An 18,206-nucleotide genomic window follows, 5' to 3' on the forward strand; every position below is an offset into this window, starting at 1 on the left:
TGTCTGAACAGCGTGAAATCATATCTGAATCTCTAGTATCTTGGGAATAAAATCCGGCCGAAGGCCTTTGTACTGGAGAAACATGCAGGCTGTACAAACGTATATCAGGTATGATCCGGACTATACTCAAGGATTAGCTATTGGAACATACTGCTCGGCCACGTTCCAACCCTCCAGCGAAACCATTGGCGTACTGGCAGAAGGCGTAAAATCGATGGTTACGGTTTTCTGCTGACCGGGCGGGACCGAAACGTAGTTGTCACTATAGAAAACGGGTAGCAGCCTCGCTTTGGTGGTCGCATCCACCAGCGATAGCCGATTGAAAAAAGCAACCGGGTTTCTGGCGGGGTTCGTTAGGGTTACCTCTACTTTTCCGCTGGAAATTTGCCGGGCCTTCACCTGAACGGGCGCTTTGGCCAGCTGCTGCAAGCCGGAGTACTCACCGGTTGCGTCGGGTAGCCAGTACATATTTTCGCTGATGGGTTTCTTATTCAGATCGAGGAGTTGAAGCATCAGGAAGGCCCCTTTGTCTTTAGTCAGCGCCTGCAATGTTCGGCCAATGGGCACGTATGGGCGAACCAGCGTCGGGCCGATTTCAGAAAACACCTGCGTTATGGTCGTTTCTTTACCCGCCATGTCGTAGACTTTGATCACCATCATCATGTCGCGGTAGTAGCGGAACGTATTGTTCACCACCATTACCATGCTATCGACAGGATTGTACATGATGTGCAGGGGTTCGCTACCGTTATGCAGACCGTAGAGACAGGCATTCGGATCGAGATAGTAATCGTACATCTGCCCGCGCATGGCTGTCCAGGGGTTTTGCGTTTTCCAGATGATTGTTCCGGTGTACCAGTCCCACATGTGCGAACTGAATCCTTCCATCAACGCCCGATATTGGTCGTAGTTTACGAGCTGTGCTTTTTTGGCAAAATCACGCGCGTCTGTCGCTTTTCCGTACGGATCGATGGAGGCATCATACCCAATATATTTGTGGTAATCCCAAACCGAATCGACCTGGCTTTTCCCATTTTTCTCGTAAACCGGCGGGATCAGATTCTCTTTGGGAATAAACCGCTCCAGCGATGCATAGTCGCCCACACCAACCGAACCTACTTCGGAGTTAAACGGCCAGGTTCTATGTTCCCAGAACTGACGGATCGGCTGAATACCATACGGGCCATCGCCGTTTCCACCCAGAAAGTTGAACGACATTTCATCTGAGTTCGAGTAGTCGATGAACCAACGCGTCCCATCCAGTTTGGGCAATATTGTGTCGCGAAGGGGCGTCATGATGTCCTGCGGCAACGTAATCTCATTCCCTCCGCACCAGATGGCCAGCGACGCGTGGTTGCGAATCATCTTGACCTGATCGGCTGCGGAGGTTAGAAATAAGTCATGATCGTCGGGGTAATTTCGGCGCGTCCACTGGTCTTCTTTTTTCATCGGATCGACCCATCGACCGTTGCAGTCGCCTGATCCCCAGAAATCCTGCATCACAAGCAACCCGTATTTATCGCATGCCTGATAAAACTCCGGACGCTCCGACAGCGCGCCACCCCAGATCCGAATCAGGTTCAGGTTCATATCGCGGTGGAACCGAATCTCGGCGTTGTACCGCTCGGGCGTAAACCGAAGCATCGCATCCGAAACAATCCAGTTGGCCCCTTTGATGAACACTTTCTGCCCGTTCACCAAAACCTGACGGCTTCGGGTAAAGCTGTTCCACTCGGATTGAATTTCGCGGACACCCACCAGTAGGCTTTCCTCATCCGAAACGGCTTTATCGCCCGTCAGGAACTGCACATTCATCGGATACAGGTGCTGCTCCCCGTATCCGGCAGGCCACCATAATTTCGGATTCGCCAACGTCAGCGCGGGCAAATCGACGGTTGTTGTCGTACGGGGTGCCAGGCTGACAGACTTTGTTATTACCTGACCATTCAATGTGTACCGAAGCACCCCCGACTGCCGGATAGCAGAGGTATTTTCCAGTTCGGCGGATACACGCACTATTGCTGGTTGTTGAGGCCCATCGGGAAAGCGTTTACCCGGCACATTCGTAACAACATGTGGGTTTTTCAGGTTGACAGCGCCCGTTTTTTCGATGGTTACTTTGTCCCAAATTCCAGTGTTCCGATCACGAATGGGTTGAATCCAGTCCCAGCCCGCTACGTACTGATGCGCCACGTTTTTAGCAATAGTGCCATCGCCCCCTTGACCACCGTTAGCATTCCCAACCGGGTCGGGTGGATGCACGATAGCGGCCAGCCGGTTTTTACCATCCTTCCGAAGTAGCGACGTAATGTTAAACGACTGCCTCAGAAACATGCCCACAAACGGGCGACTATTCACTTTCTGGCCGTTCAGAAATATATCGCAACTGTAGTTTATTCCCCGAAAGTTGAGCCATACCTGCTCGCCAGCTTTCGGCGTTTCCTGAAACTCCTTCACGAACCAATAGGTGTAGTAATTTCGCCCAGTAGCGTAGATATCCGGGATTTTATTGTTGTTCATCCCATAGAACGGGTCCGGCACCTGCTTGTTGGCCAGCATAGTGGTCAGGACGGTTCCGGGAACAACAGCCGGCAGCCAGCCCGCGAGCGAATAGGTCGGTGCTGAAATGGTAAAGCCAGTATCCTTCGTTTTTGCAATCGGGCTACACTGCCAGCCTGAATTTAATTCATACTGCTTCTGCGCCTGCGTCCAGAACGGGAGCGTTAGTAGCAGGGCGAGTAGTGGGTATTTGATATAGTTCATTGATGATATTTTTCAGGTTGTATGTATTAGCGCTGCCGTTCTCGCTTGGCTACGCCGAGTGAGGACTATTCCTTCAAGGGCCTCTGGCCCGTATTGGCTGTACTGGTGTTTTTCTCCGGCCAGAGGCCGTCAAAATAACAGCTCACGCTGGTACGCCAGCCCGGTCGGATAGCCAAGCGAGAACGGCGGGTATTTGATATAGTTCATGTAGTTAGTTCGATGAAGGAACATTCGATGATTTTTTGTCATGCTGACGAAGGAAGCATCTTAAACTATCCTAATGAGTAAGTAAGGAAATCTTAAGATGCTTCCTTCGTCAGCATGACAAAATCAATCAGGATAGCTTAAGATAATGTAGCTTTCTCACACCCTCAATGCCCAAACCAGCTATCCGGAATGTCCATTGGTTCGGAGCCGTTCAGGCTGTATTTCAGTTTGAGCGTGAAGCCACCACCGCCTTCAATGAAATCGGCTTCGAAGGGGTGTGCGCCTTTTTGTAAAGCCACCTGACCACTTTTTTCGATAGGAAAATGGTTGCCATCATTATCGACCACCATCCGGTCGGCGATACGGAGAATGCCGCCGTCGTCGCAGGTATAGAAAAAGCTATAAACACCCGTTTCGGGTACGGTCAGATACCCCCGAAACTGGATACCGAAGCTAGGCGCGTTTACGGATTTTGGTACCACAACGTTGTTGATCGTATACGTGCTATCGGGCGTTTGCTGCTTCATCAGCTTGGTTTCCTTGAAGTACTTTTTGAAATAGTTGCTTGCTAAACCGGCTTGTGGATTGGCAATGGTGACTGGTGTTGCATAGGCTTGCTGCTGGTAACGGAGCGAATACACATCGCCCCGCACACCCGATGGCGTGAAGGCCGCTACCTTAACCGTTTGTGGTTTTGTAATGGATAACCCGCCTGGTAATTCGGGTGAATTTGACTGAGGGTTCGACCCGTCAGTTGTATAGCGGAGAGAATAACTGTCCAGCGGCTTTTTGATGCGTAACGTAGCCTGATCGACAAATACATTTTCTTCGGCAAAACCCGAGAGGTCGGGCAGGCGGTAATGAATGCCCAGTTTCTCCATACGCAGAAAGTGCTGGAGAAGCCGCTTCTGGTATGATGAATAATCCTTTTTTGCCGTCCAGACTACTTCCGACAGCGCCGTCATGCGGGGCATACTCATGTAGTCCACGCGGTTTTCGGTTGGGATGTATTCGGTCCAGATGTTGGCCTGTGCACCCAGAAACTGCTTTGTTTGCCCAGCGGTTATCCGTTCAGGCACGACGTTAAGATTATATATATTTTCGACGGATTGAATTCCCGGAGGGCTATCAAAATACAGGTTACTCACGGGCGTCATGACGACATCATTCCCGTTCTGAGCGGCTTTCTGGGGAGCATCTTTTACCCAACTGCGCCAGTACATGACTGCCGTAGACGGCCTGAGCCCACCCTCGAGGGCATCGTCCCAAACCATCAGCTTCTTGCCTTTCGACTGCACAAACTTCTCAATCCGGTGCACGAAATAGCTCTGTAACTCTTCAACGTTTTTAATGTTCTCCCGTTTCATCAACTCCTGGCAACCCGCCGATTGTGCCCAGGTCGATTTCTCAACCTCATCGGCACCAATATGAACGTACGGGCTCGGGAACAGTGCGATGACTTCGCTCAGCACCGTTTTCATGAAAGTGTAGGTTGGCTCGTTGCAAGGACAAATGGGTACTGAAAACGTTTTCCCCCAACCTTCCTGACCGGTGCAACTTAGAAACGGGTACGCTTTAATAGCCGCCGTTAGATGGCCGGGCATGTCGATTTCGGGAATGATCTCAACGTGTCGGGCGGCTGCGTAGGCAATCAGGTCGCGCATTTGTGCCTGGGTGTAGAAACCGCCGTACTGCGTTTGTCCGTTCTGTTGCCGGATAAACTGTTTGGGCAGGTCAAAGTCGGGGTTAGTAACGGCCCGTTTCAAGACGACCGAATCCTGATTGTTAAAGGTTCGCCACGCCCCTTCGCTCGTTAATTTAGGATAGGCTTTGATTTCCAGCCGCCAGCCTTGATCGTCAGTCAGGTGCAGGTGAAATTTATTGAATTTATAGAGTGCCAGCCGGTCAATGAACGTCTGTAAATACGCCATCGAATAAAAATGCCGCGATACATCAAGGTGCATGCCTCGCCAGGCATAGGCCGGTTGGTCACGAATCTGAACGGACGGAATCGTTATCGACGACAGCGGTTTCGTTGCTTTCTCAATAGCCACCGGCAGCAATTGACGAATAGTTTGAATAGCGCGAAACATCCCGACTGGCTGACTGGCTTTCAACGTCACTTGCTGGGGTGTAATTGTGAGATCATACCCTTCAGGATTCGTAATCGACGCATCGTATTGAAGCACGATTTTGGAGCCATTCCCTTTGCTGGACAGTTGTTTGCCCAGACCTGGTTCTAACAGTGCCTGCAACTGCCTGGCTTCGTTCGCAAACCGACTGTCCTGAACGATCAGTGCCGTTTGAGCCGTTACGACAAATTGTCCCGACGCAGGTGTTAGCGATGTTGGATACGGGATAAGCGGGTACCGCTGAGCCACATCCTGCGCCTGAATAGACAAGGTGACGAATAAGGCCAGTAACAGGTAATGTAATCGAATCATTGGAATATGGGTAATTTATTAGAATCGCTGTTCCTACGTTCTCGCTTGGCTATTCTATTGGGTTTAAGACAAAATTTTAACCACATAGGCACAGAGGACACAGATTTATAACCTGATAAATATCGCACATTTACCTCTCTGTGTCCTCTGTGCCTATGTGGTTAAAATAGCTTACTCAGCCCCGCTCTTCTGGCCATTGACAACGTACTGGTTCGGCATCAGTTTCCAGTTGTTATCAAAGAAGCCCGCCATGCGAACGCCTTTGCTGCCATCCCGAACCATGTCCAGTCCGAAAATCATGAAGTCGGGGAAACCACTGGCTCCGGCAAAGTACTGGTTGGCCGAAGCCGCTCGCATCCCTTTCAACCCTGTGCCACCGATGACCGCTACCGAAGCCGTTTTCGAACCTTTGATCGGCCAAACGAAATAGGCTGCCAGGTCATCGCCCTGCCACTGCTGAGCACCTGCCAGCACACGATTGCGTTCCAGTTGGATTGGGCAGTCGGCCAGTAGTTGTTTCCAGGCGGCATTATTGGTTGCATTTCCGAACAGGACAACACCCCGATCGGCATAGTTCGCCAGCGAAAAATCAGTATCGGCTACGATGTCGATAGCACCATTGCCTCGATAATACCAGGTTTCAGCGTCGTAGCGAGCCTTCTGCCAGTTCCAGTCGTTTTCTTCTTTCGTACCCTTCGTTCCGTACACAAACACCATTCGGTTGTTGAAGGCATCTTTGAATGTACCATTCCGATGCGGGCCTTTCTGAGCCGCATCGGGTCGTTGCGATTGCTTCCACTGGCCGTTTTCGCGACGCAGGAACAAGGTATCCTGGGCACTCGTGGTGGTGTAGGTAAGCGCCGGGGTTCCGTCCAGCGTAATCGTCACGGGTGTTTTTGCCGCAAATCCATCCAGTGCCAGCTTCAAAAGGGCTACGTTTGTCGTTGTGCCCGTAATAGCCTGACCTTTCCGTCCGAGTTGTATCCGACTATAAAGTAGCGGTTGGGTTTGCTGTTCAATAGCTGCCCAACGATACGCCGATGAAATACCGGGATTGGCTGTCATAAAATCGATGGTGTTCACCGTCGAATCAACGGCAATCTTGTGCCATTTGAAGAAATCGAACAAAGGCTTCCAGTCAACACTCTCATCGCCAAACCAGTGACTACCGCCGGGATATTCGTAGTAGCTCATGTCGGGTTGAGATTCACCCAGGATTTTGCGCATCTGACGAGCGTAGGTAACCGGAACGGTTCGGTCGGCATCGCCGTGCAGGACATAGATTCCCAGTGGTTTGTAATTACTCGTCAGTTTCAGCACATCGCTCTGATTGCCAGACCGTAACAACATCTGTTCCAGGGGGTTGCTACTACTATCTGGAATTACCCCATCGGCAGAACCGTATTCTTTCAGGGTTGGGTAACCCGCGCAGGGGGCAATGGCCGCCCATTTATCGGGATAAGTAGCACCCAGAAACCATGTGCCGTGTCCGCCCATCGAATGGCCAGTCAGGTAAATGTGTTGTGGATCGGGTTTGAACTGGTTTTTAGCAATCGCCAGTACTTCCAGGGCGTCTATCCGACCCCAGTCTTCCCAGTTGAAACCCCGCGGCCGACGGTTGGTAGCCGCCACCAGATTTCCCCAGTCTTTGGCTTTATAAGCCCGAGCCTGTCCGCTGGCTTCTACACCCGCGCCGTGTACCGACAGAAACAGTGCGGAGGGAGCCGTCGTGGCCGATGACTGTGGGGTTACGGCATAATATTGCAAACTGCCGTCGATGTGGCTAACGAACGTCTGGCTGTAGGAGGCACCGGATGGAACGGCCTCCACCGAAATCGTACCTGCGTCCAGCGACTTTCCTTTCTGAACAAGGGTCAATTCGCAGGGCTGCGGACCTTTCGCACTAACGCCACTTCCATCGAAGGTAAACGCTACTTTCCGACTCGATAAAGCGGGGATAACGGGCAAACTGGTCGTCTGTGATTTACCAGCCAATTTACTGGTTAGTTGCAACCCAGCTAAGGGTGTTGCCGAGGTGTTGACCACGACCACAGCGCCCTGAAGTGATGCGTTCGATTGGCCTAACCGGATACTGGGTAACGTAGGGTCATCAGTGCGTAATAAAGCGGCTTTGTTCGGAAAATTCAAGTTGGCCGTGATCATGACACCCCGTACATAAAATTCATTCAGACCTTTTTTGAGCTTTACGGGTATGTGCAGATAGCCCATATTATAGGCATCGCCCATATGCAGTTCGCCATTTACGTAGACGTTGCTGTTGCCTTTTATATTGAGCAGGGCAATCTGCTCTCGGGTAGAAGCGTACGTCAGATAGGTATACCCCCCGCCCCCACCGATGCCACCCCGAAGGCTCCCCGCTACGACGCCAGGCCCGGCGGGTGCTCCACCATTCCCCCGAAAACCTCCCCGAAACCGCAATCGGTTCAGGCTATCGGCTGTAACGGGCATCCATTTGATTTCCTTTCCTTGATCATCGGTACCGAAAACAGCACCTTCGGCTGGTTGTTTGAGCGTGCCGGAGTAGAGCTGATAGGCCAGCGGATCGGCATAAATTGCTTCGCGTCCGTATCGGCTACCGGTCAGCGCAACCAGGCCTTTGGTAAACGAATAGGTTGTTGATTCAGGCTTCGTCTGTGCCTGAAGATGGCTTATTGACAGGAGCGAGAGAGCGAGATGAAGGAATTGTTTTAACATAGTTGATGGAGGTAACGTTTTTAACCACAGAGGCACAGAGAACACAGAGCTTTCATGGATTGATAATAAATATTTTATCTCCGTGTTCTCTGTGCCTCTGTGGTTAAAAATAGTTGATAAACAATTGACTATTAGCGCGTCAAAACGCCCAGTTCGGCAATGGAAACAGTGGCGTCTTTTTCACCGGTGGTTTCGAGCGCATCGAATTTCAGGTAACGCGCCGACTGCGGCTGATCGAACCGGACCGATTGCCCAACCGGGTTGTTATTGATGTTGCTGAAAGCGCCCTGGCTCACCGGTGCTGCCCAGGTTTTTCCATCCTGGCTCACCGACACGGCATATCGGTACACGATGCCGTCTTTTTTACCATCCTGGCGGGGTAGATACGTAAAGCCTTTCAGTGGCAGTGTTTCACCCAGGTCAAGAACAACAGACACAGTCCCTTCACCCGCTTTACGCTGCTGCCAGAAGCTATTCGTATTCCCGTCAATCAGACGGTCGATTCCCTTACCAGATGCCGAGCTACCTGCCGATACAACCGTCCATTTCGTTGAGCTAATATCAAAGTCGGTGGAGACTGAGCTACTAGCTTTTTTCATGTTGTCGATGAACGCGCGGGCTTTCACGGTACCACTCTGAAGCATCGGAAATGGCTGACTGAAGCGCGGGCTACTAGCCGTTGGCTCCGACCCATCAGTAGTATAGGTAATAACCGGATCGGTCGTGCGGGGACAGGCGATGGTTACCAGGCCGTCTTTACTGCGACTGATAACCGGGGTTACGATCAGCTCAGGCGCGTTGTAGATTTCGATATGCCGAATAAGTGGGCTGGCTTTAGCCTCCTCAATGTTTACCCGGATTTTACTGGTAGTTACGGTCGGGAACCGCAAAATACGCCGATTGCCGATGGTTGTTCCCTGTGCAACAGGTTGGTAGTTGCCATCCTTCCAGGCTGATACTGAAAACTTCTTCACCCGTTGACCCAATGCAATGTATTCTTCAATAAGCAGCCGGTTGAGGGTAGTGGCTTTACCTAAGTCGATGTCGAGGGTGGCTTGTTTGGCCCCTTCGGCAGCTGCCCAATACGTATCTCGGCTTTTGTCCAATATATTGCTGGCTGCAAAGGTTGGCGCTTTACTGAAGACGCTACTGGCGGTAATTTTCTTCCCACCAGCCAGATTGACCGACGCCTTATCGGTATAGGCTTTCAGTTCCATAAGCCGGGCCACGTCGTTTTCGTGAACCAGCCCCCGGCGATCAACGGGCAGGTTGAGCAGCCAGTTGCCATTGCGCCCAATTGAGCTGTAATAAATATCGACCAGATGTTCCAGCGATTTCACTTTACTGTCTTCACTGGCGTGGTAGTACCAACCCGGCCGAATCGAACAGTTCACTTCGGTAGGTACCCAATGCGTACCATCTTCATGGCCCGGCGTCAGCTCCCAGTAATTCGGATAACCCGGATAGACTTTATCCCGGTTTAAGGTTGCCCAGTTGGTTTCACCCGCATAGCCATCTTCGTTACCTACCCAACGAATATCAGGGCCCCCATCGCTAAAAATGACCGCATTGGGTTGATATTGCCGAACTGTAGCAATAAAGCCCGGCCAGTCGTAGACTTGTTTCTTACCGTTCGGCCCTTCACCGTTAGCTCCATCGAACCACACTTCAAACACGTCGCCATACTGGGTCAGCACTTCCTTGAGGGTATTCTTAAAGATTTCGTTGTACTCGGGGGTTCCGTAGGCGGGGTGGTTTCGATCCCAGGGCGAGAGGTAAACACCGAATTTCAGCCCATATTCTTTACAGGCAGCCGAGAGGTCTTTCAGGACATCGCCTTTACCATCACGCCATTTGCTGTTCTTGACCGAGTGTTCGGTGAATTTGCTGGGCCATAAGCAGAAACCATCGTGGTGTTTGGCCGTGATCACAATCCCTTCCATACCCGCTTCTTTAGCCACCCGCGCCCACTGCCGACAATCAAGTTGGGTCGGGTTGAACATGTCGGCGGTTTCGGTACCGTGGCCCCACTCTTCGTTGGTGAAGGTGTTCATGTTGAAGTGCACGAAGGCGTAGTACTTCAACTTATGCCACTGCAACTGGCGGGCAGATGGCACAGCTCCGAAAGGCGCTGGCGTTTGGGCCAAGGTTAGTCGTGACAGGATGACAAAAAGGGCAATGAGTCGTATTTGCATTGAATAAAAACAGGTAATCAGAATAATGTAACAAGGCCTTTAGTTAGCCTTTCCGGCGATTGTTCGGAGAAGTTGAAAACTATGCGCACTGGTCCCGATTGCTTACTCACGTTCACGCTTGGCTTCGCCGAGTGTGTGTTATTATTTTACGGCCTCTGGCCGGTAGCACGCATTAGCATTAGGCTCGAAACGGGCCGGAGGCCCTTGAAATAATAGCACACACTCGGCGAAGCCAAGCGTGAACATGAGAATTATTTTTCTTCCAGTTTGAAAACCCAGGCCGGTTGTGCGGCCAATAATTGTCGTGCGGCTTCGGGCAGGGCAACAACTAAACCTTCTGCTGTTTTACTGGCTTTCAGCGATTTGGCGTATCCCAGCAGTTTTACCGTTGGTTTGCTTTGAGTAACGTTGTTAAGTGTAATGGTTGCAGGTACGGTTTCTTTCTCGGCGGGCAGGTACGTTTGGTACTTCGTTTTACCGTTACCGGTATAAGCCCACTGCTTCTGCCGGTAAGGCGCTACGGGTTTTGTGCCGTAAATCGACTCACCGTTGACGCGCAGCCAGGCCCCAATTTCCTGTAACCGCTGGTAAGCTTCGGGATGCCAGTCGCCGTTGGGGCTCGGGGCAATGTTCAGGAGCAGGTTGCCGTTCTTAGCGACAATATCCACCAGTGTGTGAATCAATTTGCGGGCCGACTTAAAGTTCTCTTTCGGGATATACGACCACGAATCGCCCATCGTCATGCACGACTCCCAGGGAATGGGCATGTACGCATCAGGAATGGACTGCTCAGGCGTAACATAGTTTTCAAACTCACCCGTTACGGTACGATCTACGACCAGCAATCCCGGCTGTTTACTACGACCCATGCTGGCAATACGCGCCATGTCGATATCCTGATCGTAGGGAATGGTGCGTTGCCAGCTAATGGTAGAATCAATCGTAGACGCTGGACGGACCCAGCCACCATCGAGCCACAGAATGTCGATTTTACCGTAATCCGTCATCAGTTCCTGAATCTGGTTGTAGGTAAAGTCTTTGAACTGCTGCCATTTCTGGGGGTATTTTTTGGGCGCATACGATACGTTCCGATCTTTGGGCGGGAAATAGGGGTCCCAGTAATAAGGTATATGCCAGTCCGGCTTTGAGAAATAAGCTCCTACCATGAAGTTCTTGTCACGAAATGCACTGAACACTTCTTTGGCGATGTTACTCCGTGGATTCGACGAGAACGCCGTTTTCGGATCGGTGATTTTGTAGTCTGTCTGCTTGGTGTCGAACATGCAGAATCCGTCGTGGTGTTTCGTGGTGAACACCACATATTTCATACCCGCATCTTTAGCCGCCGAAGCCCAGCGTTCAGGATTGAACTCCGTTGGGTTAAAGGTTGTCCGGATATCCTCGTACGCCTTTTTGTACTCGTACCAGTTGGCCGCGTAGGGCCCCCGGCGCTCGCACCAGCCTTCATCTTCCGGGCACAGCGACCAGGACTCCACAATGCCCCACTTGCTGTAAGTGCCCCAGTGCATGAGCAGCCCGAACTTGATGTCCTGCCATTGGGCAAGTTTTCGGCTCACCAGACTGTCTTTGGGTGGTACGTAGTGCGCGTGGTTTTGTTCGGAATGCTGCTGAGCGAAACCGGTACTCGATACCAGCAAAAGGGATAGAAGCCAACCGTAGTACAATGAATTAAAATAGGTATTCTTCATGGGTAGGAACTGTCAGTATAGGGTTATTTCAGGCCGTTGACCACCGGGTCAAGAAGCGCTTTATGCTTCAGGTCGTAGATGTATTCCCAGAACATAATGCCGCCCAGTCCTTTTTTCTTCACATAGTCGATCTTCGGTCCGAATGATTCGGCATCGCCATAAGAAATAAAGGTATGTGAGGTCGCATTCCACAGATAAGGCGCTTTGGCGTCGGCGTCCCAGTAGCGGACAAATCCGTTTTTGTTGATGTATTTGTCCACCAGTTCATCGTGGCTGATGAATGAGTGCTTACCCGTTGAAGGCTGGTACAAACCATTGTCAACCGGACGAGTGTCGGCCCAGCCACGCCCGTAAAACGGAATACCCAGTACAATTTTATGAACAGGAACGCCCGCCTTAATGTGTCCCTCCACGGCCGAAATAGAACTGTTGCGCGATTGATCACCTTTTTTAGATTGCGCCAGTGGGCTATGATGCCCCGTTACTTTATCGTTGCCGTGGTAAAGGTCATACGTCATAATGTTGACGTAATCCAGGTAGCGTTGCGCTTCGCCCAGATTGGTATGGCTCACAAAAGCGGTGTCGCCCCCGGTGGCGGCTGTCAGCAGGTAATGATTTGTGCCTGTGCGTTTGTCTACCTTCCCCTGCTCATCGAGCCGATCCCGAATGGCTTTTAGGAACAGGGTAAAATTCCCCTTGTCTTCGGGCCGAAAGATGTTGCCTGCGCCAATTTGAGCCGGGTATTCCCAGTCGATGTCAACGCCATCGAGCTTATGTTTTTTCAGGAACGCCACGGCACTGTTGGCAAATTTCCGCCGTGAAGCATCCGTCAGGGCAGCATCTGAGAAATACTTGCAACCACCCCAACCACCGACCGAGATCAGTATTTTCAGGTCTTTATTAACCGACCGAAGCGAGGTTAACGCGGCCAGGTTAGCCGAATCTTTGGGCGTAATGGGCGCAAATTCACCGTTTTCGGCGGGCACGGTAAATGCGTAGTTAATGTGCGTGAGCTTACGGGCTTCAATCTGATCTTTCGTCCACCCATCTCCACTCACGTAACCGATGAGTACGTACCGTTTGGGGGGCGTTTGAGCGGCTACCGTAGAGGAATAGGGTAGCAATAGGCCGAACAAGGAAACGACCAATGAAAAAGCTGGCAATAATATACGTGGCTTCACTATTCTTTGGTAAAAAGGAGTACGAGACAAAGATACCTATATTTTAAATTTTTTTAATAATATGACCTTATTTAAAAAAATATTTATTAACTATGCTGATAAATGGCATAAAAGCTGCATACTAGTAGTATGTATATAAGTTTTCTGGATTATTAAATAGAAATAGGTCTAGTACGCCTTTCTACCCGTACAGACTTATATGCTTCTACTTAAGCGACGGCTTTTAGCCGAGTAGTCGTTATTACCTATGCTCACATCTATCCCCGCCGAAGGCCCCAGTATTACCAAAAAGTCTATTGTTGCTTTTAAAAAAAACCAGCAAGTCAAGAGGGCACTTTCATACCTATATCAGGAAGGCTCCTGCACACTGGCCAAACTGGCCGAAATGCTCAATACCAGTGTTCCTTCTGTTACACTCATAATCGAACAGTTAATCGACGAAGGCTGGGTAAGCACCCTGGGAACGGTTTCCGGCAACAATGGGCGAAGGCCCGTTCTGTTTAGCCTGAATCCGGTGGGCCATTATGCCCTCATTCTAGATAGCAACACCCACGAAACGAAGCTAATGCTGGTCAATCTGCTACGACAGATTGTGTTCCAACATAGCGCCGATACCATATTGGAGAACAAAGCCAGTTTTTCGGATTTTCTGGTATCGTTCGTGAACGAAGCACTGGCCGAATCGGGCATTGCCAAAACAGATGTTATTGGGGTCGGGTTATCGATGCCGGGACTAATTGATTCGCGACAGGGCCTTAATTTGAGCTATCCTGACCTTGGCTTACCCGAGCGATCCATTAAGGTCTGGCTGGAGCAGCAATGGGGTTTGCCTGTTTTTATGATCAACGACACGAAAGCTACCGCGCTGGGGGAACACCGGTTTGGTAGTAGCCAGGGTAAGCAACACGCCCTGACGATCAACATTGACTGGGGTGTAGGTCTGGGCATTATTAGTAACGGCGAAGTTTTTCATGGTGCGTCCGGCTTCGCAGGTGAGTTAGGTCATATTCAGGTAGACCCACAGGGCGAATTATGCTATTGTGGCAAAATAGGGTGCCTGGATACGATCACCTCCGCATCGGCGCTGGTTAAGCGCGTGCAACGGGAAGTACTGGCGGGTCAGGCGACAAAATTAGCTAGCTATCGCGATGACCCCTCCCAGATTACGATCAGCGAGGTTATCCAGGCTGCCAATCAGGGCGACACGTTCGCCATCGATCAATTGCATGAGACTGGTTATCAATTAGGGAAAGGGTTGGCCATTGCCGTTACGCTGTTCAATCCGGAGATTATTATCGTTGATGGCGTACTGGCAGAAGACTCCCTGTTCATCACCAACTCCATCCGGCAGGCGATCAACAAACATTGTCTGAGCGGATTCCGAAACAACCTGATGGTTGAGGTGACGCAGCTCCAGGGAGCGGCCAAGTGGCTCGGTACACACGCGTATGTTATAGAAAGTCTGTTTATGGATGTGTAAATTTTTAGCCCCTCTTCCGTTATAGGAGAGGTCTGCAACGTGGGATTGCACTTTAACTTTTACGAATCACCTGATGGCTTCTATTAAAATCGGGTTGCTACTTTTTATTTCTCTCGGTGTAGTTTCTTTTTCTGACATCGAAACGAACAACTCTACGAATAACGGGGACAAAAAAGAAGCCGTGCTGACTGATTCACTTAGTGCAGGCAGGCAACTGGCAGTCCGTTACTGTAGTAGCTGCCATCTGTTTCCCGAGCCTGAACTATTAGACAAAAAAACCTGGGTTACGGGCGTACTGCCGAACATGGGCATGCGGCTTGGCATCAAACAACCCGGTCAGGATACGCTGAGAGCCCTCTCGCCCGAGGAAGAAAAAGCCATCAGCCAGTTGAACATTTATCCCGAAACGCCCGCGTTACCAAGGGAAGACTGGGACAAAATTGTACGCTACTACGAACGTACCGCGCCTGAAGAACCACTCCCACAAAAATCGCATCCGGACGTTACCAATCAGCTTCCCTTATTCAAGGTGAAAGAACTCGTGCTCAGCGACAAGCCGGTACCGCAAACAACGATGCTGAAATACGATAAGAATACGGCTCAGCTTTACGTGGGTGATGCGCAGAACGTCGTTTATGTGCTCGATGGAAAATTACAGCCAGACGGTACATTGCTGAAAGATACCTGGTTGGTTGATACCCCACCGACCGATATAGATTTCCCTAAGAATGCCGCTCCGAGGGTACTCACCATTGGCATTTTTAGCCCATCCGACCAGCAACTGGGCCGACTCATGACACTAGAACGATCCGCAAAAGCAGGTTCTGTTCCGATCAATATCAAAGGATTGCCCAGACCCGTTCAGTTTGCTACAGGCGACCTGAATGCCGATGGCAACGAAGATGTGGTTATCTGTGGGTTTGGCAACAACGCCGGAAAACTGTTCTGGTACGACAGTTTTGAACCAACCAAAGAGCATATTCTGAAAGCGTTTCCCGGTGCCCGGAAAGTGGAAATTGCCGACTTCAACGGCGATAAAAAGCCCGACATCATGGTTCTGATGGCTCAGGCGCGGGAAGAGGTATCTATATTTTATAATCAGGGAAACGGCAAGTTTAAAGAAAAAACCGTGCTACGTTTCTCCCCCCTATTCGGGTCCAGCTATTTCGAACTGGTTGATTTCAATAAGGATGGTTTTCAGGATATTCTGCTGGCAAACGGCGACAATTGGGACTATTCGGCCATCAACAAAAATTACCACGGGGTACGTATCTACCTGAACGACAGAAAAGACAACTTTAAAGAAGCCTGGTTTTACCCGATGTACGGGGCTAGCAAAGCCGTTGCCCGGGATTTTGATAACGATGGCGATCTCGACATTGCCGCCACATCTTTTTACACCAATCTGGCCCAACCCGAGCAGGGATTTATTTACCTGGCCAACGAAGGAAAACTGACCTTCAAGCCTTTCAGCACTCCGGAAGCCGCTTACGGCAAATGGTTGACGATGGAAGCCGCCGACTTCGATCAGGATGGCGATATCGATATTGTGCTGGGCTCCTATTTTCACACCGTTGGCGAAATGACCCAATTGCTCTTTAAAGGCATTACGTCTTTTCCGCAATTGCTGGTGCTGGAGAATAAGGGGAAATAGAGCAGGATTTTTTAAACACAGAGGAACGGAGGATAAACGGAGTTAAACAGAGAGCTGTTTATCCTCCTCACGTTCACTCACGTTCTCGCTTGGCTACGCCAGCCCGGTCGGAAAGCCAAGCGAGAACAGAGCGGGACTTTGGGCTTTCCCCTCTCCCGTTTTGGGTGAGGGGAAAGCCCAAACAACAAAAATGGGCAAACCAAGCGGCCTGCCCATTTAACTTAAACACTAATTTGTCTTACCGAACCGGGACGTCTTATTTCACATCCCAGAAAATCTTGGTTTTCAGATTGTCCGTTGCTTTCACAGCGGCATAATTGGTTGCATTGTACGTGATTTCATTACCCGGGATCGTCCAACGAACAGGAGGTAATGTTTGGTTGTTCGCGTTATCAACCTGGAAACTCAACGTTGGATAATCCAGCCGGCGAAGGTCTGACCAGTTTTCGTAGGGCTGAACAAGGTTGTAGTGCAGCCATTTCTGGGTAGCAATCAACTTTAACTTGTCGGCACTGGTAGTTGCGCTGCTCCAGCTTACACCCGGCCCAGCAATGTAGGCCGAAATGGAAGCCGTGGTTGCCGCTGTTGGGATCGTAGAGCCTGTAATACCCGTAGCGTTGGTCAGTGCCAGAATTCCATTATAGAATTGAACCGATTGCGTAATTCCCGTTTCGTAAGCCGTTTTTGCCGCAGCATCATTACCCGTTCTCAAATAATACTCCGCTTTGATCAGGTTCATTTGCGCAGCATTGATCAGCACACCTGGGAAGAACTGATTACGGCTTAACGTGAAGCGGTTATAGATCGCAACCTGGCCAGCATTAAACAGGGCCGTCTGAGACGCTTCCGTAGCTGTAGGATCAATACCAACGTACTTTCCACCTGCACTAGCCCCTGGCTCAAACAGGATAGGTAAACGGGGGTCGTTATTCGCATTCATATTGTCGATCATCGCTTTACCCGCTGTATTACCAAACCAGCCCGCCGACTCTAAACCATCCTGGAATCCTTTCGAATTGATATCTGTGTTGATATCATACACGTTGATCTGAATATTCTGCGCGTTGGTTTCAACTATGGGGTAAGTTGTTGCATTCCCCAGAATCTCAGCCATTTCGGTATTCGACCGCGATTTGAAGCTGTCCACATCCGAAACACGGTTCAACAACCGCAGACGAAGCGAATTTGTATACCGTTTCCAGGCTGTTACATCCCCTTTGTTCAGGAAATCCTGCGTCTGAAACGATTTCTGGTAACCGGCGTTCAACGTAATCCCGTTCAACTCGGTCGAGATACGCTTCAGATCATCCAGCAAGAATGTATAGATACTTTCGGCGGTATCGAATTTGGCGCTGGAAGCCAGGTAATCTCCCCCATTGGTGCTTAATAAACCAGCCGCACTGAACGGAATGGAGCCTAGCAAGTCGACCATCTTGGCTGTGTAATCATACACGTAAACCGCGGCTGCCAGCATGAATATTTTCCGGTCGTTCTGTTGTTCTGCCGTTTTCGATGCGTACACTTTTTGCAGTTCCCGATACTGCGCCAGCATGTTATAATAGTTGTACCATACGTCTTCCACGCCCGACGACCCCGGAATGTACTGGCCTGATGAATTAACCCAGCCCGTTGCCTGATTGTAATGGTTTAGGGAGGTTCTCAGGGTAACAAAGTAATACCGATAGCCCGGAAGCACATAATCTTTGTTAGCATACAGGACGCCCGTAAACTGCTTTTCAACGGTTGTCTCAGCAATCTTGGCAGGGTTTGGATAGGCTTCCGAAAAATCAGACTCCTTACAGGACACATTTGCCAGGAGAAGCCCGCCTAAAAACAGGAAAGATATTTTTTTCATTTT

10 protein-coding genes are annotated in these 18,206 nt (G+C 50.4%); 2 read left to right on the forward strand and 8 right to left on the reverse strand.

Translation table 11 applies throughout. The features are described from left to right. Positions 1-126 precede the first annotated feature (126 nt). The 6 genes from ACYVGO_RS36800 to ACYVGO_RS36825 form a co-directional block, all read right to left on the reverse strand. Positions 127-2,763, reverse strand: a complete 2,637-nt coding sequence (locus tag ACYVGO_RS36800; protein ID WP_460973797.1) for a glycoside hydrolase family 2 protein — start codon at positions 2,761-2,763, stop codon at positions 127-129. Positions 2,764-3,134: 371 nt separating this feature from the next. After that, on the reverse strand, positions 3,135-5,414 hold the full coding sequence (locus ACYVGO_RS36805) for a family 20 glycosylhydrolase (protein ID WP_460973799.1): 2,280 nt from the start codon (positions 5,412-5,414) through the stop codon (positions 3,135-3,137). Between the two features lie 171 nt (positions 5,415-5,585). Beyond that, entirely contained in the window at positions 5,586-8,129 is a 2,544-nt protein-coding gene (locus ACYVGO_RS36810; RefSeq protein ID WP_460973801.1) for a carboxylesterase family protein, read from the reverse strand. A 131-nt stretch (positions 8,130-8,260) separates the two neighbouring features. After that, positions 8,261-10,324, reverse strand: a complete 2,064-nt coding sequence (locus ACYVGO_RS36815; RefSeq protein ID WP_460973803.1) for an alpha-L-fucosidase — start codon at positions 10,322-10,324, stop codon at positions 8,261-8,263. A 251-nt stretch (positions 10,325-10,575) separates the two neighbouring features. Continuing rightward, positions 10,576-12,033 (reverse strand): alpha-L-fucosidase, encoded by a 1,458-nt coding sequence (locus ACYVGO_RS36820; RefSeq protein ID WP_460973804.1) that lies wholly within the window; start codon positions 12,031-12,033, stop codon positions 10,576-10,578. Positions 12,034-12,056: 23 nt separating this feature from the next. Further along, complete coding sequence (locus ACYVGO_RS36825) at positions 12,057-13,214, reverse strand: glycoside hydrolase family 18 protein (protein ID WP_460973805.1); 1,158 nt, start codon at positions 13,212-13,214, stop codon at positions 12,057-12,059. A gap of 247 nt (positions 13,215-13,461) precedes the next feature. Between ACYVGO_RS36825 and ACYVGO_RS36830 the strand changes: the two genes are divergently transcribed. Beyond that, positions 13,462-14,694: an ROK family transcriptional regulator gene (locus ACYVGO_RS36830; RefSeq protein ID WP_460973806.1), complete on the forward strand. Its 1,233-nt coding sequence runs from the start codon at positions 13,462-13,464 to the stop codon at positions 14,692-14,694. A gap of 73 nt (positions 14,695-14,767) precedes the next feature. After that, a complete protein-coding gene (locus ACYVGO_RS36835) occupies positions 14,768-16,348 on the forward strand; it encodes an FG-GAP repeat domain-containing protein (protein WP_460973807.1) in 1,581 nt (526 codons plus the stop codon). Positions 16,349-16,441: 93 nt separating this feature from the next. Here the strand turns inward: ACYVGO_RS36835 and ACYVGO_RS36840 are convergent, their stop codons facing one another. After that, a complete protein-coding gene (locus ACYVGO_RS36840; RefSeq protein ID WP_460973808.1) occupies positions 16,442-16,564 on the reverse strand; it encodes a hypothetical protein in 123 nt (40 codons plus the stop codon). Between the two features lie 40 nt (positions 16,565-16,604). Beyond that, positions 16,605-18,203 carry a SusD/RagB family nutrient-binding outer membrane lipoprotein gene (locus ACYVGO_RS36845; RefSeq protein ID WP_371731985.1) on the reverse strand — a complete coding sequence of 533 codons (1,599 nt, stop codon included), beginning with the start codon at positions 18,201-18,203 and terminating at the stop codon, positions 16,605-16,607. Positions 18,204-18,206: the final 3 nt, after the last annotated feature.

The sequence above is a fragment of the Spirosoma migulaei genome (assembly GCF_054776855.1).

Coding starts and splice junctions, on each gene's coding strand:
- ACYVGO_RS36800 (WP_460973797.1), bottom strand. CDS start 2,763: ATGAACTATATCAAATACCCACTACTCGCCCTGCTACTAACGCTCCCG.
- ACYVGO_RS36805 (WP_460973799.1), bottom strand. CDS start 5,414: ATGATTCGATTACATTACCTGTTACTGGCCTTATTCGTCACCTTGTCT.
- ACYVGO_RS36810 (WP_460973801.1), bottom strand. CDS start 8,129: ATGTTAAAACAATTCCTTCATCTCGCTCTCTCGCTCCTGTCAATAAGC.
- ACYVGO_RS36815 (WP_460973803.1), bottom strand. CDS start 10,324: ATGCAAATACGACTCATTGCCCTTTTTGTCATCCTGTCACGACTAACC.
- ACYVGO_RS36820 (WP_460973804.1), bottom strand. CDS start 12,033: ATGAAGAATACCTATTTTAATTCATTGTACTACGGTTGGCTTCTATCC.
- ACYVGO_RS36830 (WP_460973806.1), top strand. CDS start 13,462: ATGCTCACATCTATCCCCGCCGAAGGCCCCAGTATTACCAAAAAGTCT.
- ACYVGO_RS36835 (WP_460973807.1), top strand. CDS start 14,768: ATGGCTTCTATTAAAATCGGGTTGCTACTTTTTATTTCTCTCGGTGTA.
- ACYVGO_RS36840 (WP_460973808.1), bottom strand. CDS start 16,564: ATGGGCAGGCCGCTTGGTTTGCCCATTTTTGTTGTTTGGGCTTTCCCC.
- ACYVGO_RS36845 (WP_371731985.1), bottom strand. CDS start 18,203: ATGAAAAAAATATCTTTCCTGTTTTTAGGCGGGCTTCTCCTGGCAAAT.